The 20,670-nt window shown below is 70.5% G+C and carries 21 protein-coding genes; 16 read left to right on the top strand and 5 right to left on the bottom strand.

Features of this window, described 5'->3' with window-relative positions; genetic code table 11:
• Positions 1-33 precede the first annotated feature (33 nt).
• The 3 genes from argF (at position 34) to ACZ37P_RS31865 (ending at position 2,666) form a co-directional block, all read left to right on the top strand.
• Positions 34-1,056, top strand: coding sequence for an ornithine carbamoyltransferase (argF, locus tag ACZ37P_RS31875; RefSeq protein ID WP_467349816.1), 1,023 nt, complete (start codon positions 34-36; stop codon positions 1,054-1,056).
• A 1-nt stretch (position 1,057) separates the two neighbouring features.
• On the top strand, positions 1,058-2,026 hold the full coding sequence (locus ACZ37P_RS31870; RefSeq protein ID WP_355335123.1) for a carbamate kinase: 969 nt from the start codon (positions 1,058-1,060) through the stop codon (positions 2,024-2,026).
• Between the two features lie 151 nt (positions 2,027-2,177).
• Entirely contained in the window at positions 2,178-2,666 is a 489-nt protein-coding gene (locus tag ACZ37P_RS31865) for a universal stress protein (protein WP_467349815.1), read from the top strand.
• Between the two features lie 131 nt (positions 2,667-2,797).
• On the opposite strand, the gene ACZ37P_RS31860 is transcribed toward ACZ37P_RS31865, so the two are convergent.
• Positions 2,798-3,304, bottom strand: coding sequence for an RHS repeat-associated core domain-containing protein (locus tag ACZ37P_RS31860; RefSeq protein WP_467349813.1), 507 nt, complete (start codon positions 3,302-3,304; stop codon positions 2,798-2,800).
• Positions 3,305-3,720: 416 nt separating this feature from the next.
• Here ACZ37P_RS31860 and ACZ37P_RS31855 point away from each other — a divergent pair, with 416 nt between their 5' ends.
• From ACZ37P_RS31855 to uvrA, 4 genes are all read left to right on the top strand, one after another.
• Entirely contained in the window at positions 3,721-4,422 is a 702-nt protein-coding gene (locus ACZ37P_RS31855) for a hypothetical protein (RefSeq protein WP_467349811.1), read from the top strand.
• Positions 4,403-4,927, top strand: a complete 525-nt coding sequence (locus tag ACZ37P_RS31850; protein WP_467349810.1) for a hypothetical protein — start codon at positions 4,403-4,405, stop codon at positions 4,925-4,927. Before ACZ37P_RS31855 ends, ACZ37P_RS31850 begins: the two co-directional genes overlap by 20 nt.
• 675 nt (positions 4,928-5,602) lie before the next feature.
• Entirely contained in the window at positions 5,603-7,117 is a 1,515-nt protein-coding gene (locus ACZ37P_RS31845) for an endo-1,4-beta-xylanase (RefSeq protein ID WP_401307627.1), read from the top strand.
• Positions 7,118-7,326: 209 nt separating this feature from the next.
• Positions 7,327-9,795 carry an excinuclease ABC subunit UvrA gene (gene uvrA / locus ACZ37P_RS31840; RefSeq protein ID WP_467349809.1) on the top strand — a complete coding sequence of 823 codons (2,469 nt, stop codon included), beginning with the start codon at positions 7,327-7,329 and terminating at the stop codon, positions 9,793-9,795.
• A 30-nt stretch (positions 9,796-9,825) separates the two neighbouring features.
• On the opposite strand, the gene ACZ37P_RS31835 is transcribed toward uvrA, so the two are convergent.
• Positions 9,826-11,124, bottom strand: coding sequence for an amidohydrolase (locus ACZ37P_RS31835; protein ID WP_467349807.1), 1,299 nt, complete (start codon positions 11,122-11,124; stop codon positions 9,826-9,828).
• Positions 11,125-11,546: 422 nt separating this feature from the next.
• Between ACZ37P_RS31835 and ACZ37P_RS31830 the strand changes: the two genes are divergently transcribed.
• The gene (locus tag ACZ37P_RS31830; RefSeq protein WP_467349806.1) at positions 11,547-12,500 is read left to right on the top strand and encodes a DUF5996 family protein; all 954 of its coding nucleotides are present in this window, start codon (positions 11,547-11,549) and stop codon (positions 12,498-12,500) included.
• Between the two features lie 71 nt (positions 12,501-12,571).
• Here ACZ37P_RS31830 and ACZ37P_RS31825 read toward each other — a convergent pair whose 3' ends face one another.
• Together ACZ37P_RS31825 and ACZ37P_RS31820 are read right to left on the bottom strand one after the other, a co-directional pair.
• The gene (locus ACZ37P_RS31825; RefSeq protein WP_402713213.1) at positions 12,572-13,204 is read right to left on the bottom strand and encodes an NADPH-dependent F420 reductase; all 633 of its coding nucleotides are present in this window, start codon (positions 13,202-13,204) and stop codon (positions 12,572-12,574) included.
• Between the two features lie 347 nt (positions 13,205-13,551).
• Positions 13,552-13,680 (bottom strand): LPFR motif small protein, encoded by a 129-nt coding sequence (locus ACZ37P_RS31820; protein ID WP_355335140.1) that lies wholly within the window; start codon positions 13,678-13,680, stop codon positions 13,552-13,554.
• A 227-nt stretch (positions 13,681-13,907) separates the two neighbouring features.
• Between ACZ37P_RS31820 and ACZ37P_RS31815 the strand changes: the two genes are divergently transcribed.
• The 7 genes from ACZ37P_RS31815 (at position 13,908) to ACZ37P_RS31785 (ending at position 19,189) form a co-directional block, all read left to right on the top strand.
• Positions 13,908-14,975, top strand: a complete 1,068-nt coding sequence (locus ACZ37P_RS31815; protein ID WP_467349803.1) for an acyl-CoA dehydrogenase — start codon at positions 13,908-13,910, stop codon at positions 14,973-14,975.
• Complete coding sequence (locus ACZ37P_RS31810; protein ID WP_467349802.1) at positions 14,972-15,742, top strand: PIG-L deacetylase family protein; 771 nt, start codon at positions 14,972-14,974, stop codon at positions 15,740-15,742. Before ACZ37P_RS31815 ends, ACZ37P_RS31810 begins: the two co-directional genes overlap by 4 nt.
• A gap of 44 nt (positions 15,743-15,786) precedes the next feature.
• The gene (locus tag ACZ37P_RS31805; protein WP_402713410.1) at positions 15,787-16,374 is read left to right on the top strand and encodes a class I SAM-dependent methyltransferase; all 588 of its coding nucleotides are present in this window, start codon (positions 15,787-15,789) and stop codon (positions 16,372-16,374) included.
• Complete coding sequence (locus ACZ37P_RS31800) at positions 16,371-17,093, top strand: glycosyltransferase family 2 protein (protein ID WP_467349801.1); 723 nt, start codon at positions 16,371-16,373, stop codon at positions 17,091-17,093. Before ACZ37P_RS31805 ends, ACZ37P_RS31800 begins: the two co-directional genes overlap by 4 nt.
• 264 nt (positions 17,094-17,357) lie before the next feature.
• The gene (locus tag ACZ37P_RS31795) at positions 17,358-17,882 is read left to right on the top strand and encodes a hypothetical protein (protein WP_467349799.1); all 525 of its coding nucleotides are present in this window, start codon (positions 17,358-17,360) and stop codon (positions 17,880-17,882) included.
• A gap of 238 nt (positions 17,883-18,120) precedes the next feature.
• Positions 18,121-18,855, top strand: coding sequence for an amino acid kinase family protein (locus ACZ37P_RS31790; RefSeq protein ID WP_467349797.1), 735 nt, complete (start codon positions 18,121-18,123; stop codon positions 18,853-18,855).
• Positions 18,856-19,036: 181 nt separating this feature from the next.
• Positions 19,037-19,189 carry a hypothetical protein gene (locus ACZ37P_RS31785; protein WP_402713218.1) on the top strand — a complete coding sequence of 51 codons (153 nt, stop codon included), beginning with the start codon at positions 19,037-19,039 and terminating at the stop codon, positions 19,187-19,189.
• 96 nt (positions 19,190-19,285) lie between these two features.
• Here the strand turns inward: ACZ37P_RS31785 and ACZ37P_RS31780 are convergent, their stop codons facing one another.
• Positions 19,286-19,657, bottom strand: a complete 372-nt coding sequence (locus ACZ37P_RS31780) for a winged helix-turn-helix transcriptional regulator (protein ID WP_355335155.1) — start codon at positions 19,655-19,657, stop codon at positions 19,286-19,288.
• An 83-nt stretch (positions 19,658-19,740) separates the two neighbouring features.
• On the opposite strand from ACZ37P_RS31780, the gene ACZ37P_RS31775 reads away from it, so the two are divergent.
• Positions 19,741-20,649 (top strand): NAD(P)-dependent oxidoreductase, encoded by a 909-nt coding sequence (locus tag ACZ37P_RS31775; RefSeq protein WP_391162743.1) that lies wholly within the window; start codon positions 19,741-19,743, stop codon positions 20,647-20,649.
• Positions 20,650-20,670: the final 21 nt, after the last annotated feature.

Here is a 20,670-nt window from a genome sequence, read left to right as displayed (position 1 = left end):
GCCGCCGTACCGCTCAGAAACGAGGTCCGCCCCATGACGACGACCACCGCCCCGACCACCGCCTTTCGGCATCCCGGTTCGCTCCTGAAGGAGACCGACCTCGACAAGCAGCAGTTCCTCGCGCTGATCACGCGCGCGGCGCAGCTCAAGCGCGACAGGGCCGGCGGCACCGAACGGCCCGCGCTGACAGGCCGGAACATCGCGCTGGTCTTCGAAAAGAGCTCCACCCGCACCCGCTGCGCATTCGAGGTCGCCGCACACCAGCAAGGCGCCCATGTCACCTACCTCGGGCCCGAGGGCTCCCACATCGGTCGTGAGGAGTCGGTACGCGACACGGCGCGGGTGCTGGGCCGGATGTTCGACGGCATAGAGTTCCGCGGTTTCGCCCAGGACACCGTGGAGCAGCTCGCCGACCATGCCGGCGTCCCCGTATGGAACGGGCTCACCGACTCCTGGCACCCGACCCAGACGCTGGCCGACGTGCTCACCATGACCGAGCACCACCCCGGCCCCATGTGGCAGATCGCGTACTGCTTCCTCGGGGACGGCCGCAACAACGTCGCCCGTTCGCTTCTCGTCACCGGCGCCCTGCTGGGCATGGATGTGCGGATCGCGGCGCCGCGCGAACTGTGGCCCCCCGACGACGTCATCGCCACCGCCCGGAACCTCGCCACGAACAGTGGCGCGCGCGTCCTGGTGACCGAGGACGTCGAGCAGGCCACAGCGCGCGCCGACTTCGTCTACACCGATGTGTGGGTCAGCATGGGCGAGTCCGACGAGCAGTGGAAGACGCGCATTCCGCTGCTCCTGCCGTACCGCGTCACCGAGAAGGTCCTGCTCGGCTCCGGCAAGCCCGACACCAAATTCCTGCACTGCCTGCCCTCGGTCCACGACAGCAGCACACCACTCGGTCAGCGCCTCAACGACCAGTACGGGCTCACCGGCGCCGAGGTCACCGACGAGGTCTTCGAATCCGCTCGATCGATCGTCTTCGACCAGGCGGAGAACCGCCTGCACACCATCAAGGCCGTCCTCGTCGCCGCGCTGGGTGACTGAGGTGCGCATCGTCGTCGCACTCGGCGGCAACGCGCTCCTGCGTCGTGGCGAGAAGCCCGATGCCGCGCTCCAGATCGGTCACATCCGCGCCGCGGCTGAGGCCCTCGCCCCGCTCGCCGCCGAGAACGAACTGGTCATCTGCCACGGAAACGGACCGCAGGTCGGCATGCTCGCGCTCGAAAGCGAGAGCGACACCTCGTTGACGCGCCCCTACCCGCTGGACGTACTCGTCGCCCAGACCCAGGGAATGATCGGCTACTGGCTGGTCCAGGAACTGCGCAACGCCGGAGTGACCAAGCCGATCCTCAGCATCGTGACCCAAACGGTCGTGGACGCGGAGGACCCGGCCTTCGCCAGACCGACGAAGTTCGTCGGACCGGTCTACGACCAGCCGCAGGCCCGCCTGCTCGCCGAACTCCACGGCTGGGACATCGCCCCCGACGGCGGACGCTGGCGACGCGTCGTGTCCTCGCCCCACCCGCAGCGCGTCCTCGAACAGGGCACCATCACCCACTTGCTCAGGCAGCAGTCCGTGATCATCTGCGGTGGCGGCGGCGGAGTACCGGTCGCCGAAGACGACGCCGGACGGATCCACGGCGTGGAGGCCGTCGTCGACAAGGACTTCACCGCGGCGCTGATCGCCATCAAGGTGAACGCCGACCGGCTGCTCGTCCTCACGGACGTGCCGGGAGTGATGGAACACTTCGGCACACCCCAGGCGATGCTGCGCAGGCGGATCAATGTGGACGACATGAGCCGGATATCCGTCCCTGACGGCTCCATGGGCCCCAAACTCACCGCCTGCGCCCGATTCGTCACCGCGACCGGCCGGAAAGCGGCCATCGGCTCGCTGTCCCAGGCCGCCGCGGTCCTGAACGGCAGCGCCGGGACCACCATCGCCGAACACCGGCTCGGACAAGTGGACGCGCGCTCCCGAAACGGTGGCCGACGCGCCTCGGTGGACGGGTGACTCGAAGGAAGAGCGGACGGTCGGCTGAGACCGAACAAAGGGCATGGCCCGCACAATTCGAGCTTGAGGTCCGAGCTTGAGATCCGAGCTTGAGATCCGAGCTTGAGATCCGAGCTTGAGATCCGAACGCAAACGATCAGCAGGAGTTCCGATGAGAGATCTGCCCGTGGACCAGACCGACCGGATCGTCGTGGGAGTGGACGGCTCCGCCGGGTCCGAGGCCGCGCTGCACTGGGCGATGGAGTACGCCCGACAGGTGGGGGCGTCGCTCTCGGCGGTCGCCGCATGGCAATACCCCAGTATGTACGGATACTCCTGGGGCTACCTGCCGTCCATGCCCGACGGCGGAAACTTCGCCATTTCGGCCGAGAAATGCCTGGAAGAAACCGTCGCGCGCGTCGTGAAGAACCAGAACGGCAGCATGGTCCAGGTGGCAACCCACTCGGTGGAGGGGCACCCGGCACAAGTCCTCACTGACGCCGCACGCGACGCCCGGCTGCTGGTGGTGGGAACCCGGGGACACGGCACCTTCGCCGGCGTCCTGCTCGGTTCCGTCAGCCAGCACTGCGTCCAGCACGCGTCCTGCCCCGTCGTAGTCGTTCCGCAGCCGGTCGCGACCAGCGACCCGGCCGACGAATAACCTCGCAGGAAGCAGGTGATCCCGCCTCGATCAATCACACACCCGTCGGATTCCCCGACATACCCTCGCGGTAAGGCTTCGCCCTAGCGCGACCCCCGCCCGGTTCTCGCATTGACATCGCGTGTCACGGCTCAGCCGACCGCCGCGCCGCAACCTCGCGCCGGGTGACAGTTGTCGCGATCGGTCGCAGGCGCCGGAGCGCGGCGACGCCGGTGAGCCGACTGCGGAGTTCGAACGCTCGCGCAAATCCCGGGAGCACGGGTGCAGCACGGGCGGCGGATGAGCGGGGTGAGCCCGCCGGGGCCCGGTGGGCGGCCGGACGGTTCGGTCTGGGTGAAGCGGCTGACGGTGGGGTCGTCGTACCGGGCGCCCATCTCGTACAGGCCGGTGAGGTCGAGGTAGGTGCCTTGGAAGCGGTAGGGCTGGGGGACGGTCTCGGTGGTGGTGGGTCCCTGCTCGGGGCTTCCGGCGGAGTCGTAGCGGTAGTTGTCGACCCGGTTGCCTGCACTGTCGGCGAGGGCGACGTCGGAGCCTTCTGCGTCGGTGAGGAGTCCCCCGACTGCCTTGCGATGTGGTCTCCGCTCCCGCTGCCAAACCGATTCCGCTACCTCGGCGTCGACGGTTGGCCCGTTGATCATGCATATGCCAGCAAGGTACGTTCCGGGCCCGGCTCCGCACTGGCAGGGCCAGGGGGCTTCCGAGGGGGGATATACGCATGCTCAAAAGTCATAGACCTGCGGTGGCGGCCGTGCTTGCCACGGTGGTTGCGGGCTCGCTGGTGTGGGTGTCCGGGGTAGGAACCGCACCGGCCGCATACGCGGCGTGCACCAACACATCGCCGGGAGGCGGCGGGTGTGGCAGCACGCCCACACCCAACCCGAGCGACACAGTCAACAAGCCGACCGGCACGGTGCCAGCACCGTCGGGCGGCCCGACGGTGACGCCGTCACCCGATCCCACGACGCAGGTCCTGTCAGGACCTGCGACTGCGCGGGGAAGCTTCACCACCGGTTCGGGTGCGCCACTGGGCGGTGCGCCGGTACGGCTGACGGCGGTGGACTCCGTGCCTGCGGACGGCACCTCCGCGGCCCCGACGGTGGTAGGCACCGCGACCACGGCATCGGACGGCACCTGGTCCTTCACCCTTTACACCACTGTCGGCGAAGCACACGCGTACTACGACGCCACCGCCGCATTCGAGTACAGCACCACCTTGTCCAGCACCTGGGGCGTGGCCACCAGCATCGACGGCAAGTACTGGTCGGTGAAGGGCAAGATCTCCCGCAAGAGCACCATGGGGCGGGCAACCGGTTTCGCCGGCAAGGGCCCGTACTGGGCCCAGCAGTTCCGTGTCCCGATCCAGTACCAGGAGCGCGACCACGAGCTGCTGTGCCCCAACGGCCGGACCGTCCACAACTACTCGATCGTCCCGATCAAGTACATGGTGCCCTCTGGCGGGGCGGTCAGCGCCTTCGGCAGTGACGTGCGCAGCCACGACGGCTACAACGCCTACTCCAAGTCCAAGGCGGCCAACAGGGCGAGGTTGAGCCCGGGGGCGTATTACACCGTCACCGCCGGCACATCGGTCACCTACAGTTTCGCGGTGAAGGTCTTCAACGTCGAACTCAGCCTCGACACCGACTTCAACAAGAATCACTTCCAGAAGATCACGGCAGGAAACGGCCCCCAGGAACACGACATCTGGGGCGCCAAAGGACCGGTCTGGAGCAACCCCGGTGTCCTCTACTCCTTCTAAAGCGCTTACCGCCGCGGCAGCAGTGCTGCTGGCGGCGGCCTGCGCCACCGGCAGCAGCGGACCACGCACAGGCACGGCGCTGCAGGGCGGCGGTCCCGCCATGTTCGGCACCTCCGGCTACCCCCACGCCAAGACCGGCGTCACCTACTACTTTGCTTTCCCGCTGCTGAGGAACACCAGCAAGAAGCCCGTAACACTCGTGGCCTTCACCGCTGAATCGGTTCCGCCGCAGGTCAAAGTCCTCGGCTACCCGGTCTACTCGGTCAACGACACCGACGGATACCTGCTGGAGGGCAAGGACTCAGACTTCGCAAAAAAGCCTGACTACGCAAAGAAGCCACTGACCATCAAGGCCGGTGCGACCAGCCCCTACTACGCGACAATCCGCGTCCAGGCCAGCGGGAAGCTCGCCCACCACATCAAGGGCTGCGACATCACGTACCAGCAGAATGACCACACCTACCACCAGCGCTTTCCCTGCGACTACGCACTCGACATGCCCTGACACCGCACGACAGCCGGGCCCGGCACGCGACACGACCCCGCGCGCCGGGCCCGACCACGAGCCGGATCCAGTGGCGGCGTACCCGCCGGGGTGGCTCGACCACGACCGGTACGAGTCCCAGACCCAAGCACGGGAGCGCCAAGAGAACGCGGAGCACCGCGCCCAGGTGCTCGTCCAGATCGGCCCCACATTGGCGGACGCCGCGCCGCACGTCAGAAGGTTGTGGTCCGAACGGGCGCTTGTCGAACATCCCCATGTACGTGGCCAGGTTGGACCGGGGAGTCCGGCCGATGGGCGTACTCCCCCAAGAAGCTCGGCTCCTTCTCGACCGGCAGCAAACGGTGCCCGGCCACCATTTTGGGGAAGAGCTGTGAGCGCTAACAAGCTGGTGCAACGCACCGGACTCTGCCGGGATTGACATCACCACTGCCCCATGGAATCGAAACTTTCGGTGCCTCGGACGTGCTCAGAAGCCGTCCAGCTATCACCCTGACCAGCAATAGTTTCCGAAACTTCTCCGAAAGTGTTGACACGTTTCGCGGGCGTTTCCACACTGAGTCCCCGAGGCGACGGCCCTGCCGACTCGGTGGAGCCGGAACGGTCGACGCCTACGAATCCGCGGGCGTGTCCCGCGTGTCCCCCCACGTTCTGTGAATCGGTTACGGAGGCTCTGCGATGAGCACAAAGGCCATACCCCCACCCCCGCCCGGGACCCGACGACGGCTCAGCCGTGTCCACCGGGCCGTCGTCGCCGTCGCGACCGGCTCGGTCGTGGCGGCCACGGCGGTCCTGGTGGCGGCGGCTCCCTCGGGCGCCGCCGCGACGTCCCTCGGCGCGGCAGCCGCGCAGAGCGGGCGGTACTTCGGCACCGCCATCTCCTCGGGCAAGCTCGGCGACTCGGCCTACACGACGATCGCCGACCGCGAGTTCAACATGGTGACGGCCGAGAACGAGATGAAGATCGACGCCACCGAGCCCCAGCAGGGCCAGTTCAACTTCAACGGCGGCGATCAGGTCTACAACTGGGCCGTACAACACGGCAAGCAGGTACGCGGCCACACCTTGGCCTGGCACAGCCAGCAGCCGGGCTGGATGCAGTCCCTCAGCGGCAGCGCGCTGCGCCAGGCGATGATCAACCACATCAACGGCGTGGTTGGTCACTACAAGGGCAAGCTCGCCCAGTGGGACGTGGTGAACGAGGCGTTCGCCGACGGCGGTTCCGGTGGACGACGCGACTCCAACCTCCAGCGCACCGGCAACGACTGGATCGAGGTCGCCTTTCGGACGGCGCGGGCGGCCGATCCGAACGTGAAGCTCTGTTACAACGACTACAACATCGAGAACTGGAACGACGCCAAGACACAGGGCGTCTACAACATGGTCAAGGACTTCAAGGCCCGCGGCGTTCCGATCGACTGCGTCGGCTTCCAGTCCCACTTCAACAGCGGCAGCCCGTACAACAGCAACTTCCGTACCACGCTCCAGAGCTTCGCCGCCCTCGGCGTCGACGTGGCCATCACCGAGCTGGACGTCCAGGGCGCGTCGCCGACCACGTACGCCAACATCACCAACGACTGCCTGGCGGTCTCGCGATGCCTCGGCATGACGGTATGGGGCGTCCGGGACAGCGACTCGTGGCGCAGCCAGGACACGCCGTTGCTGTTCGACAACAGCGGCAACAAGAAGGCCGCGTACACAGCCGTCCTGAACGCTCTCAACGCGGCCGGAGGTGGCACGACCACGCCTCCCACCACACCTCCGACCACGCCCCCGACCACTCCTCCCACGACCCCGCCGGGCGGCGGAAGCAACGGTCAGATCAAGGGGACGGGTTCGGGGCGGTGCCTGGACGTGCCCAACTCCACGACGACCGACGGCACGCAGGTCCAGTTGTGGGACTGCTCCGGCGGCAGCAACCAGAAGTGGACCTTGACGTCGGACGGCGAACTCAAATCCCTCGGCAAGTGCCTGGACGCGGCCGGCACCAGCAACGGCGTCAAGGCGCAGATCTACTCCTGCTGGGGCGGCGCCAACCAGAAGTGGCGCCTGAACTCCGACGGCTCCATCGCCAGCACCCAGTCGGGACTCTGCCTGGACGCGGTCGGCACCGGGACCGCCAACGGCACCCAGATCCAGATGTACTCCTGCTCCGGCGGCAGCAACCAGAAATGGACATGGGCCGGCAACTGATCGCGCCCCACTTCATCCGATGAGGTGAGGGACGTCTTCCGGCGCCATGGGGCCGCGCCGGAAGACGTCCCGTCGCGTGGAGAGACGGGGCCCGCGCGGCGCCCGGAGCACGGTCGCCGAAGGGGCCATTCGTGATCCGCCGGACAGAACCTAGGCCCGGTGGCGGCGCCTGTCGCGCGAATGCGGGCGCGATCGGGTAGTCAGGAACAGTGGACAAGGACGCGACCGACCCCTTCGTGCATGTCCGGGGCGCCAGTGAGAACAATCTGCGGAACATCGATGTCGACGTTCCGCGGGACGCGATGGTCGCCTTCACCGGCGTCTCCGGTTCGGGCAAGTCCTCGCTCGCGTTCGGCACCCTCTACGCGGAGGCCCAGCGGCGCTACTTCGAGTCCGTGGCACCGTACGCCCGAAGGCTGTTGCAACAGGTCGGCGCTCCGCATGTGCGGGAAATCACCGGACTGCCACCGGCCGTCGCCCTGCAGCAGCGACGCGGCTCCCCCAGCTCGCGCTCGACGGTCGGCACCATCACGACGCTGTCCAATCTGCTGCGCATGCTGTACTCCCGCGCCGGCACCTACCCCCCGGGGGCCGCGCGGCTGGAGGCCGAGTCGTTCTCACCCAACACCGCGGCAGGCGCCTGCCCGCAGTGCCACGGACTGGGCGTCGTGCACGACGTCGCCGAGGACCTGCTGGTCCCGGACCCCTCGCTGAGCATCCGCGAGGGGGCGATCGCCGCCTGGCCGGGCGCCTGGCAGGGCGCCAACCTGCGCAGTGTCGTGAGCGGCCTGGGGATCGACATCGACCGGCCGTGGCGCAGGCTCAGGAAGAAGGACCGGGACTGGCTGCTGTACACGGACGAGCAGCCCTCCGTGTACATCCAGCCGCAGGAGGACCGCGTCGACTACGGCTACCAGGGCACGTTCTGGAGCGCGCGCAAGCACGTCATGCACGTCCTCGCCGACTCCAAGAGCGACAAGATGCGCGAACGGGCGCTCCGGTTCGTCAGGAGTGTGCCCTGCCCCGAGTGCCACGGCAGCGGACTGCGGCCCGAGGCAATCGCGGTGACCTTCGCCGGACGTTCCATCGCCGAGATCAACGCGATGCCGCTCACCGAGGTCGTGGCGCTGCTGCGGCCCGTCGTGGGGCGGTCCGAGGCCGACGCCACCACGTCGACCGCCCGGTCCGGGGAGACGACCGAGGCCGCGGTCCGGATCTGCGGCGATCTCGTCGCGCGGATCGACGTACTGCTCGACCTGGGCCTGGGATATCTCAGCCTCGGGCGCCGCTCGACGACCCTGTCGCCCGGCGAGGCGCAGCGCCTGCGGATCGCCACCCAACTGCGCTCGGGGCTGTTCGGCGTCGTCTACGTCCTCGACGAACCCTCCGCCGGGCTGCACCCGGCCGACGCGGAACCGCTGCTGGACGTGCTGGACCGCCTCAAGGCGGCGGGCAATTCGCTGTTCGTCGTGGAACACGACATGGACGTCGTGCGGCGGGCGGACTGGGTGGTGGACATCGGCCCCGGCGCGGGTGAGGGCGGCGGACGCGTGCTGTACAGCGGCCCGGTCGCCGGTCTTGAGCGGGTCGCGGAGTCGGCCACGAGCCAGTACCTGTTCGGGCGCGCTCAGCCGCTCGAACACCGCCCGCGCACACCGCACGGCTGGCTGCGTCTGAGCGGCGTCTCACGCCACAATCTGCGCGATGTGTCGGTCGACGTGCCGCTGTGCGTGCTGACGGCGGTGACGGGTGTGTCCGGTTCCGGGAAGTCGACGCTGGTGACGCAGGTGCTCGCCGAGGTCGTGCGCGGCCACCTCGGGCTCGTACCCGAGGAGCCCGACGAGGCGGAGCTGGAGGTCGACGTCCAGGACGCGTCGGGGGTCGAGTCGTTCGACCGGCTGGTCCGGGTCGACCAGCGGCCCATCGGCCGGACTCCCCGGTCCAACCTGGCCACGTACACGGGGATGTTCGACGCGGTGCGCAGGCTGTACGCGGGGACGGAGGAGGCCAGGGCGCGCGGCTACTCGGCCGGGCGGTTCTCCTTCAACGTGCCCGAAGGGCGGTGCGAGACCTGCCAGGGCGAGGGATTCGTCGCGGTGGAGCTGCTGTTCCTGCCCGGCACCTACGCGCCGTGCCCGACCTGCCGGGGCGCCCGCTACAACGCCGAGACGCTGGAAGTCACCTACCGCGGCAAGAACATCGCGCAAGTGCTGGGAATGTCCGTCGACGACGCCGCCGGGTTCCTGTCCGCCGTCCCGGCCGCCTCCCGCAGTCTGGAGACGTTGCGCCAGGTGGGACTCGGGTACCTGCGGCTGGGGCAGCCCGCGACGGAACTCAGCGGTGGCGAGGCGCAACGCATCAAACTGGCCACCGAATTGCAGCGGGCCCGCCGCGGGCACGCGCTCTACCTGCTCGACGAGCCGACGGCGGGGCTGCACCCCTCGGACATCGCGCTGCTGCTACGACAGCTGCACCGGCTCGTGGACGCCGGCAACACGGTCGTCCTCGTCGAGCACGACCTCGACACGATCGCCACCGCCGACTGGGTCATCGACCTCGGACCGGGCGGCGGCGACGCGGGCGGGCGGGTGGTCGCGGCGGGGCCGCCGGACAAGGTGGCGAAGGCCCGCCGCAGCGCCACCGCGCCCTACCTCGCGGCCCGGCTCGCACGCTCCTGACGACGGAGCGAAGCGCTGACCACCGGCGCTTCAGCCGCGTCGGTGCTCGGGGCGGGCGAGCCGGGTCAGGGAGGCGACGACCAGGGCTTGCACGCCGGTGTCCAAGGTGGGCTGGAGGACCGGGGCGAAGCGGGCGCTGTGGTTGACGGGGATGTCCTGGGCGACGGTGCCGCGCCGCTCGGCCGCACGGTAGGCGTCGGGGTCGGTGCAGCCGATGCCCCAGTAGGTGTACGGGGTGCCGAAGGCGTCCGGGATGCGGCTGAAGTCCTCGCTGGCGCTCTGCAACGCGCTGGTACGGGCCCGCTCGCCGAAGTAGGCGGTGAACGCGGCGGAGACATCGGCGGTGACGGCCTCGTCGTTGACGGTCGGCGGGAAACGGCCGCCCTCTTCGTACTGCGGGTCCCGGGTCGCGCGGGAGGCGTCGCACTCGGCTGTGACGATGCGCCGCACGGCGGCCAGGACGGCTTCACGGGTGCCTTCGTCGTAGGTGCGCACATTGAGCTGGATCTCGGCCGTGTCCGGGATCACGTTGCCGGTCGTACCGGCGTGGACGGAACCCACGGTCAGCACGGCGGGCTCGGTCGCGGCCAGCTCTCGGGAGACGATCGTCTGAAGGCGGACCACGATCATCGACGCCATGACCACCGGGTCGATCGCGGCCTGGGGAGCGGAGCCGTGGGCACCCCGGCCGTGGACGGTGATCTTCAGATTGTCCGCCGCCGAGAGGAACGACCCGGAGCGGGTGCCCAGGGTCCCGGCGGGATAGGGCAGTACGTGCTGGGCGAACGCCACGTCCGGGCGGGGGACGCGGTCGGCGAGACCGTCGGCGAGCATGCGGTCGGCGCCGTCCCCGGGTTCTTCCGCGGGCTGGAACAGGGCGACGAGCGTGCCCTGCCACGACGTCGGGGAGGCCGCCATCAGCCTGGCCGCGCCCAGCAGACAGGTGACGTGCATGTCGTGGCCGCAGGCGTGGGCCACGGGGACGTCCCGGCCGGACGCGTCCGTGGCGGTGGCCGTGCTGGCGTACGGGAGACCGGTGTCCTCCCGGACCGGCAGCGCGTCCATGTCGGCCCGCAGCAGGACGACCGGCCCGTCGCCGTTGGCGAGTACGCCGACCACGCCGGTGCCGCCGACACCCGCGTGCACCCTGTAGCCCCACTCCGTCAGGCGCTCGGCCACCCGGGTCGCGGTCCTGTGCTCCTGGTGGCCCAGCTCGGGATGGGCGTGCAGGTCCCGGTAGACGTCCTCCAGCTCGGAACGGATTTCCGGCAGTCCGGCCAGGACGACGTCCGCGGGAGCCGCCGTACCGGTGGAATCGTCGATCGCCACAGCCGCCAGCTCCTCGCCGATGGGGGTTGCCCGGATGGTTGACCTGCTGGTTGACCAGCTCGATGACCCGACGGTAACCCGGCCCCTGCCGTGCTGCCTGACCTGGCATTCGTGATCACCGCTGCCGGGCGACCCGGGGCCGCCCGCCGCCCGCGTACCCGCACCGGCCGCCTTCCGCCTTCCGCCTTCCACGGGCACGCCACGACGTGCGGACGGCCGTGTACGCACGCGTCGGCTCGGCGTCGATCAGACCGTGATCGGGCGGGAAGCGCCGTGACCGAGCGGGCAGGGCCTTGACCGAGCGGGCAGCGCCGTGACCCGCGTGCGAAAATGGCCCTACGATCGCGCCACGGTCCGCAAGGCCCACGCGATCCACGACGCATCCCTTCTGCCGACCCGATCGACGCACTGGGAGGCTCTCGGTGAGCGAACGACGCAATGGATGGCCGACGCTGGTCCACGAGGACATGGCGGCCATGGTCGGATACGTCAACCGGGTGGTGCAGGTCGCGGGCAAGTACACCCTCGACGAGCCCTTCGAAGTCGGCTGGGGAAACGTCGTCCTCGACGTCACTCCCCGCGGGCTCAGGACGCCGACGTTCCGGCGGCGAGGGGTGACCTTCGCTGTGCACTACCGCCTGCTCGACGGTGACGTGGTCGTCGAGGCCGACGCGGGCTCGCGGACGGTGCCCTTGTCGAACGGATCAGTCGCCGCGTTCTACGCGGCGTTCCGCGACGCGGCGGCCGAGCTGGGCATAACCCGGCCGCGTACTTCGCTGATCTGCGAGATTCCGGATTGCGAGCCGACCTTCGAGGACGATCACGTCGAACGCGCCTGGGATCCCGGCGTCGCCCGGCTGATGTGGCAAGCGCTGAACCTCGCCGCCGGCGGACTCGAAACGTGGCAGGCGCCCTTCCTCGGGCACCGCCCCCGGGTCGGGGTGATGTGGGGCGGCTTCGACCTGTCCGCGACGCGGCACCGGGCGCGGCCCACCGAGCCGCCGCCCGATCGTCCGGCGTTCATGCAGAACGCCCAGCTCCGGGAGTACGTGGCGGTGGGATTCTCCTTCGGGGACGCCACAACGCCCGGCGCCGGTATGTACGCCTACATCTGGCCTCAGCCGGACGGCCTCGACGGCTGGTCCTGGGGTGTCGACGGGGCGGTCTGGAATCCCGACGCCGGTCTGGTTCTCCTGCCGTGGGACAGCCTCAGGGAGACGGCCGACCCGCACCAGGCCATCGTGACGTTCGGTGACGCCGTCTACGATGCCGCGGTCGGGCTGTCGGGCTGGCCGTCCGACCTCATCGGGCCCCGCGTCGACGGCTGGTACATGAGCCGGACGCGGCCGGACGCCGTCCGGGGCCTGCGCCCCTGAAACGAGCTGGTTCGGCCGACCACGACGCGGGCGCCCGGGCAGCCCTTCGCGGCGGACATGACGGGGACACCTCAGGATTCGGGAATGATCTTGATCGCGCTGGACCACTTCAGTCCGAGCCGGTCCTGGAGCGTCATGTGCAGGAACTGGAACGCCTCCAGTTCCAGGGCGCGGCGCAGCGGTCCGGCGTCGAGGGGGCGCAGGCCGCCGCTCGTGACGAATTCGGTGACGGTCGCCCGTGCGTCGTCGTCATCCGTGGCGATGAACACGTCCAGAGGCTGACCGGCCACTTCGCCGGCCACGAGCGTGGTCGCGAACGTCGTGTTGAACGCCTTGACGAAGCGGGCCTGCGGAGCCTCGGCCGCGACGAGGCTGACTGCGGTCACGCCGGGCGGGGTGACGAGCGAGTCGAAGGTGGAGAAGTCGACGGGGTTGCAGATGTCCACGACGACCTTGCCCGCGAGGGCCCGGGCGTGTTCACGGGCCACCGTCTTCGCCGCTTCGAACGGCAGGGCGAGCACGGTGATGTCCGCGCCGTCCAGCGCGTCGAAGTCCGCGCCGCTCGCGTCCGCGCCGAGGTCGGCGGCGAGGGCGTCCGCCTTGGCCCGGTTGCTGTCCACGAGACGGACCCGGTGGCCGCCCGCGAGGGCGCGGGTGGCGATGCCGCGGGCCATGTTGCCCGCACCGACGATCGTGATCTGCATGGCTGACTCCTTCTTCCGTCAAGGCCGACGAGGGCCGCGACCGAGCGCCCGGAGACGGGTATACGGCTGGCACCGTCCGGCTCCGTGCTCGGGGCGCGCGGCGACCGGCTCATCACGGTCGAGTGCGGCCAGAGCACACCGGGCCGTACGCACCCCGCGGCACCGGTCGCGGCCGAGGCGACGCTGCTCCGGTCCCGCCATGGTGCGGCGCCCTCTGAAAAGCCCAGCTCAGGACGGTCCCGAGAACGTCGGCGACTCTGTCATCCTGCGGGAAGCGGCGGACGCCCGCATCCGGAGCGGTGACCCGAGACAAGCCCCCGCGGCGTGACGCCAGGGTGCCCGATGTGTCAGTGGTGACCGTGGGCGGTGTCGGACGCTCCGCCGAACAGGCGGCCCACGGCCCGGAACGGCAGGGACACCACCGTGGCGACAGCGCTGCCGATCTTTCCGAGTACATCTGCGATGGCCTTGAACATGGCTCACCCTCCTTCGGTACGCGGTGCGGTTGTCCGGCACCGCGTGTGGAGCCTCACCTGGTCCCCTACCCGGATAGTGGCCGCCCATGGGCTCTCCCGCTCATTCTCATGGGAACTGTCCGCGCGACCGTGTAGGACGGCCCCCGCGGGGCATCCGGATGCGTACGCCACTGTCCCGGGTGAGGCTGTGAATGCGTACGAGTCGTCACCGAGGGAGGCCACCACACATGCGGAGCACCACGCGGCAGGACGGGCCCGCCACCGCTCCACCGGCGACCGCTCCTGATCCGGCGGGCCACGACGCGGCGACGGGTCTTCCCGTCGCGGCGGCGGCCCGGGAGTCGGCGGAGCGTTTCGCGGAGCTGGTGGCCGCTCTGGCGTCGGGAGCGCTGGACTGCCCGTTGCCGGGCTCGGGTCGTACGGCGGAGCGCTTCGCCGTCCTCACCTCGGTGGCCGAGCGGGACCTGTGCGCGGCCCGGCTCTTCGAAGGACACGTGGACGCGGCGGCGATCCTGGCGGAACTGGACGCGCCGCCGCCCCGGCCGGGAGAGCGGTGGGGCGTGTGGGCGGCCGAACCGCCGGGCGAAGGACTGCACGCCGCCCGTGACCGCGACGGCTGGGTGCTGACCGGCCTCAAGCAGTACTGCTCGGGAGCCCACAGCTGCACCCACGCGCTGGTCACCGCGGCGACGGAGCGGGGAAAGCGGCTGTTCGCGGTACGGACGGGGGTGGCCGACGGCTGCCGCCCGGTGCCGGGCACCTGGCAGGCCGTCGGGATGGCCGGGAGCGACACCCCTGACGTGCGCTTCGACCATGTGCCCGGTGTGCCGGTCGGCGACGTCGGCGCCTATCTGAAGCGGCCGGGGTTCCAGCACGGCGGTATCGGCGTGGCCGCCTGCTGGTACGGCGGGGCCCGCGCCGTCGCCGACGTTCTGCTGCGCGCCGCCGCCGATCGCGGCCCCGACCCGCACACCGACGCGCACATGGGCGCGGTCGACATGCTGCTCCATGCCGCGGCGGCCGTACTGAAGCAGGCCGCAGCGGAGATCGACGGCGATCCGTCCGACACCGGCGGCACCGCGCGGATGCGCAGCCTGCGCACCCGCGCGTTCGTCGAGTCCGTGTGCGCCGACGTCCTCACGCACGTGGGACGGGCCACCGGCGCCGGTCCGCTGTGCCACGACGAACGCCACGCCCGGAACACCGCTGACCTGACCGTGTACATCCGCCAACACCACGCCGAGCGCAACCTCGCCGAACTGGGCGGCCTCGCCGCCCGCAAGGAGCCGTCGTGAGCGAGCAACCAGGCCCGCCGCCCGCATACGCCAACCCCATCCAGGCGCCGGGCACCGACGAGGCGCTCTGGCGGGACTGGGACGGCTGGCGCGGGCTTCCCGAGCTGCGGCTGCCCGAGGCGGGAAGGGTGGTCGTGGTGGCCGCGCATCCCGATGACGAAGTGCTGGGCGCCGGCGGGACGATGGCGATGCTGGCGGACGCGGGGACCGCCCTCACCGTGGTCTCCGTCACCGACGGGGAGCAGTCGCACGCCGACAGCAAAGCCGTCACGCCCCGGCGGCTGACACAGCTGCGGGCCGAAGAACTCCGCCAGGCCCTCGCGGCGTTGGGCACGGGCGCGGCCCACGTCGTCCGGCTGCAAGTGCCGGACACCCGGGTGGCCTTCCACGAGGACGAGATCGTCAAGGCACTCGTCCCGGTGCTGGAGGGCGCCGCGTTGTGCCTCGCGCCGTGGATCGGCGACGTCCACGGTGACCATGAGGCCGCAGGACGGGCCGCGCTCGCCGCCGCCGCGCAGGCGTCCGTGCCCTGCCTGATGTATCCCGTGTGGATGTGGCACTGGGCACGCCCCGGCGACCCGCGTGTCCCGTGGCCTTCCGCGCACCGGGTCACCCTGCCCGCGGACGTCCAGGCCCGCAAGCGCGCCGCGGTCGCCCGTTTCGCCACCCAGGTCGAGCCCATCGGCCCCGCGCCGGAGGACGCCGCGGTCCTGCCGCCCGACGAGGTGGCCCACCACCTCCGCGCGCACGAGGTGATGTTCCAGTGAGCCGGACGAACGCGGCGAGTACGCCCGCCGCCTACTTCGAGACGATGTACGGCGGGGGCGAGGACCCCTGGCACCTCGCCGAACGCTGGTACGAGCGGCGCAAGTACGACATCACCGTGGCCGCGCTCCCCCTGCCGCGCTACCGCCGGGCCTTCGAACCCGCGTGCTCGGTCGGTGAGTTGACTCGCCGACTGGCGACCCGTTGCGACGAGGTACTCGCCTGCGACCGGGTCGCGTCCGCCGTGGCGACCACTCGGCAACGTACCGCCGCAGCAGAGAATGTGACGGTACGTCAGCTCACACTGCCCGACGAGTGGCCGGACGGCTCCTTCGATCTGATCGTGCTGTCCGAAGTGCTCTATTATTTCGCCGCTCCCGATCTCGACAGGCTTCTGGACCGGGCCCGGACGGCGTTGGAGCCCGGCGGGCATCTCGTCACCGTGCATTGGAACCATCCGGTGCCCGAACACCTGTGGACGGGCACCGAGATCGCGGACCGCGTGACCGGCCTGCCCGGGCTGTCACTGCTCGCCGATCACCGCGAGGCCGACTTCGTCCTCCAGGTCCACGGCCGTGACCTGGCCGACGGGAGCAGCCCGCCCGGTCCCGCCGAGCGCGAGGGTCTGGTGTGAGGGTCGAGGCCATCGCCGTCGTCATCCCGGCGCACAACGAGGAGGCGCTCCTGCCCGCCGCGCTGGAGGCGGTCGCGGCTGCCGCGCGCCACCCCGCACTCGCCGCCGTGCGGATTCGCACGGTCGTCGTCGCGGACTCCTGCCATGACGGCACGGCCCGGATCGCGCACCGGGCCGGAGCCCTCGTGGTGCCGGTCGGCTTCCGCAGTCCGGGCCGGGCGCGCGCCACGGGCGCCGAGCACGCGCTGGCGGAGATCGCCGTCCCGCACGAGCGGGTGTGGCTCGCCACCACCGACGCCGACAGCGCCGTACCCCCGCACTGGCTGGCACACCACAGCGCTCTCGCCCGTGACGGGTGGGACGCGGTGGTCGGCACCGTGACCGTGCCGACGGCGACCGCCCTTACCGTCCGGCACCAGCTCAGTTACGAAGCCACCCGCCCGGCCGACGGCGCCCACTGGCACCACCCCCATGTCCACGGCGCCAACCTGGGCCTGAGTGCCAGCGCCTACCGCGATGTGGGCGGGTTCCCGCCGCTCGACGTCGGCGAGGACCACGCACTGGTCGCCGCGCTGGTCGGCCGCGGTCATCGCGTCCTGCGCACCTCGGCCGCCCCTGTCATGACCTCGCCCCGTCTGCACGGCCGCGCCCGCGGCGGCTTCGCGGACTTCCTCGCCGCGCAGGCCGAACACACCGCCCGCAGCGAACCGGCGAGCTGACCGGCACGGCGTATCGGCCAAGGGGTACGCGGAACCACCGACGACCGACACCGCTGGCACCCGCGACAGCGCGGGGACCTCTCACCGCCACGCCATCGGGTGACGCGGCTCAGCCAGCCGGGTGACAGCGGCCACCGCGGGCTGCCGCCGAGCGGGCCGGTGCTCCAGGATCGGTGCCGCCGCCGTCTCCGGCGGGCCGCGCGTCGACCGCGCGCCCGTGACGCGCGATCAGATCGACCACGGCTGTTCGAGGAGTCCCACCCCATGCGTTCACGCGTCATCGCCATCATGGCCGCCGCTGCCGCCGCCACGGCGGCACTCGCGCAACCCGCCCACGCCGCCCCGCTCGTCGACGGGGTCTACCGTTTCGCGGCCCTCAAGGACGGCATGTGCCTGACCTGGCCCAAAACGAAGGCGCGCATCGGCATGGTGGCGCTGGGCGCCTGCACGGACACCGCCTCCACCTCGGCGAACTGGCAGGTACGGCAACGCCCCAACGGAACCATGGAAGTCTCCACGCCGGACTCCGACCCGCGCACCTGCCTGGGCCTGACGACGGACTACCACGTGAAGGTCACCGACGCCTGCTCCGACAAGTACGCCGAGTGGACCGTGTCCTACGGCTCCGCAGGTCCTGGCACCGTCGTCTGGGCCGACATCGAGCACACCCCCAGCGACCACTCCAACTCGTGGGGGAAACTCGTCGACAGCCCCGACGTCACCGGCCGCATCGTGGTGCGGCAAGCCCCCATCGACCCGCACTACTGGGCTTTGCAGCCGGCCGGCTGAGACCTGTCCCGCACCGGCTGTCCACCGGGGCCCGGCCGGCAAGGCGCTGCCGCCTTCCTCCGACGGACGCTGCTACGGCCGCAGGGCCGTCAGGCGCCGACCGGGCGGGGCCGACCGGCACCCGTCTCGGGCCCTTGGGCCCCACGACACCCAGCCGTGCGCGCGGGAGCGTGGACAGGGCGGGACGCCACGGCGATACGCGCCCTCGGGAGTTCCGCCCCTCCCGAGGAGCGTCCGTATGCGCATCATCGTCAGCATCGACACCGACACCTTCGTCGGCGACGACGGTCTCGATCCGGCCGCCGCGTCGCTGGCCGAACTCCTCCGGGCCGGTCACGAGGTCGTCATCGTCCACGGCGCTCCCGCCGAGACCCAGGCCGTCACCGGATCGCGCTTGGTACGCGCGCTGGACTCCGTGCTCGTCGGCCGTACCGTGGTCGCGCTCCTGACCCACGCCCAGGTCGGCGCCCACGACCCGCAGGTGAGCGTGCCGGACCGGCCCCGCGTACGCCCGCAGGCCGTTCCCGAGGCTCAGGTCGTCCGCGAACTGCTGGCCGACGGCACCGTGGTGGTCTGCGGCGGCGGCATCCCCGTCATGCGGGAACGCGGCACCGCGCGCCTGCGGACCGTACCGGTGACGGTGGACCCGGATCGGACGGCCGCGCTGCTGGCCGTCGAACTGGACGCGGACATCCTGCTGTTCCTCACCGGCGCCACGCACCTGTTCGCCGCGGGAGGACACGGCCGCCCCAGGCCGCTGCTGCGGCTGACCCCCGACGAACTGTCCGGCGTACGTCTGCCCGAGGCCGTGATCACCCGCGCCGCGATCGCCGCCGACTTCGTCACCCGCACCGGCGGCGTCGCGGCGATCGGCCCGGTCGACAACGCCCTGGGCATCCTCCTCGGCACCACCGGAACCCAGATCCGCCCCGCACCCGCTTCGGTCAGGGAAACCGCGCCGTCATCCGACTGATCACCGGCACTATCGGCCGTTTCGACTCCCCCGCCGAAAACCGTCCGCTCCCCCATCCTCCGCCGGTCCGGCTCCGGCACGAACGGGTGGTGTACGCCAGGATGCGGGGCACGCAGGACCGCATGGCCGACGCCATCACCTCGTTCGCGGGCACGATGGGCTTCGTCTCTCTGCACGCGGCATGTTCGAGACGAATCTGCACTCGGAGGTGTGGTCGGCGCACATGGGCAAAGCCCTCGGCCTGGACCCCGAGCAGATCGAGGGCGAGGTCCGGGCGGCCCTTGCCGACAGCCGCACCCGAATGAGCACGGGAGGACGCGCCGCGGGCCCATAGGCCCCGCCGAAGCGCACCGGGCCGAAGAACCACCGGTACGGCCGCACGGCGGCTCACCGTGCCCGAGACGAGGTCAGGATCTGTACCGGACAGCCCTCAGCCGTGGGAGATCTCGGCTACCTCGACCACTTCGGAGCCTTCGCGACGCATCCGTTCGCTCCCCCAGACGCCGAGCGGCCCGAGCGCCTGATTGAGCGTGCGCCCGTGCTCGGTCAGGGAGTACTCCACCCGCGGCGGCACCTCGGCGAAGACCTTCCGGTGCACCAGTCCGTCCTCCTCCATCTCGCGCAGGTGCTGCGTCAGCATCTTCTCGCTCACTCCGGGCAGGCCGCGACGGAGCTCGGCGAAGCGGCGCACACGATGGGCGTCAAGTTCCCAGAGGATGAGTCCCTTCCACTTGCCGCTCACCACGTCGAGCGCGGCGTCGATGCCGCAGATGTAAGGCCCGCACCTCGGCGCCCTCGCCATCGCTGATCCCCTTACTAAAAGGTAAGTACCGCAGAAAATAGTGGGTACTTCCCAGATTAGTGGCCCTCTCCGAGCATGAAGAGGTGAACGAACAACAGCACGGCACCACCAGGCAACACAGCAATGTCACCGTGATCGGACTCGGCCCGATGGGCCAGGCGATGACCCGTACCCTCCTCGCCGCCGGCCACCCGGTCACCGTCTGGAACCGCACCGCCGGCCGGGCCGACGGCGTCGTCGCCGACGGAGCGGTCCTCGTACCGACACCCCGCGAGGCGGTCGAGGCAAGTGACCTCGTGATCCTCAGCCTCACCGACTACCAGGCGATGTACGACATCCTCGACAGCGCCACCGCGTCGCTCGCCGGCCGGACACTGGTCAACCTGAGCTCCGACACCCCTGACCGCTCACGCGAAGCGGCATCCTGGGCATCGGCCCACGGCGCCACCTTCCTCACCGGTGGTGTCATGGTCCCGGCACCGATGGTCGGCACGGACGCGGCCCACGTCTACTACAGCGGCCCCACCGAGGCGATGGAGAGCCACCGGCCGACACTGGCGCTGCTCGGCGCGCCGAAGTATCTGGGCGTGGATCCGGGTCTCGCCCAGATGATGTACCAAGCCCAGCTCACGGTATTCCTCACCACCTTGTCCGCACTGATGCACGCCACCGCGATGCTGGGCACCGCGGGAATGACGGCGAAGGAAGCACTGCCGGAGTTGCTCTCCTCCGCCGACTCGATCGGCGCCATCCTCAGGGCCGGCGAAGCGACCCCCGGCACCGCGCTGGACGCCGGAGAACACCCCGGCGGCCTCAGCACGGTCACCATGATGGGCGCGACATCCGACCACATCGTCGAAACCAGCACGTCACTCGGCCTCGACCCCGCGCTCCCCCTGGCCGTCCAGGCCCACTACCGCCGCGCCATCGACAACGGCCACGGCAGCGACAACTGGACCCGCATCATCGACAGCATCCGAAAGCCGCACTGACCCCACACGGCACCGTCGTAG

Source organism: Streptomyces sp. NPDC024632, assembly GCF_055559175.1.
The sequence above is the reverse complement of the archived record's forward strand: the minus strand, read 5'-3'. Positions and strand labels throughout refer to the sequence as shown.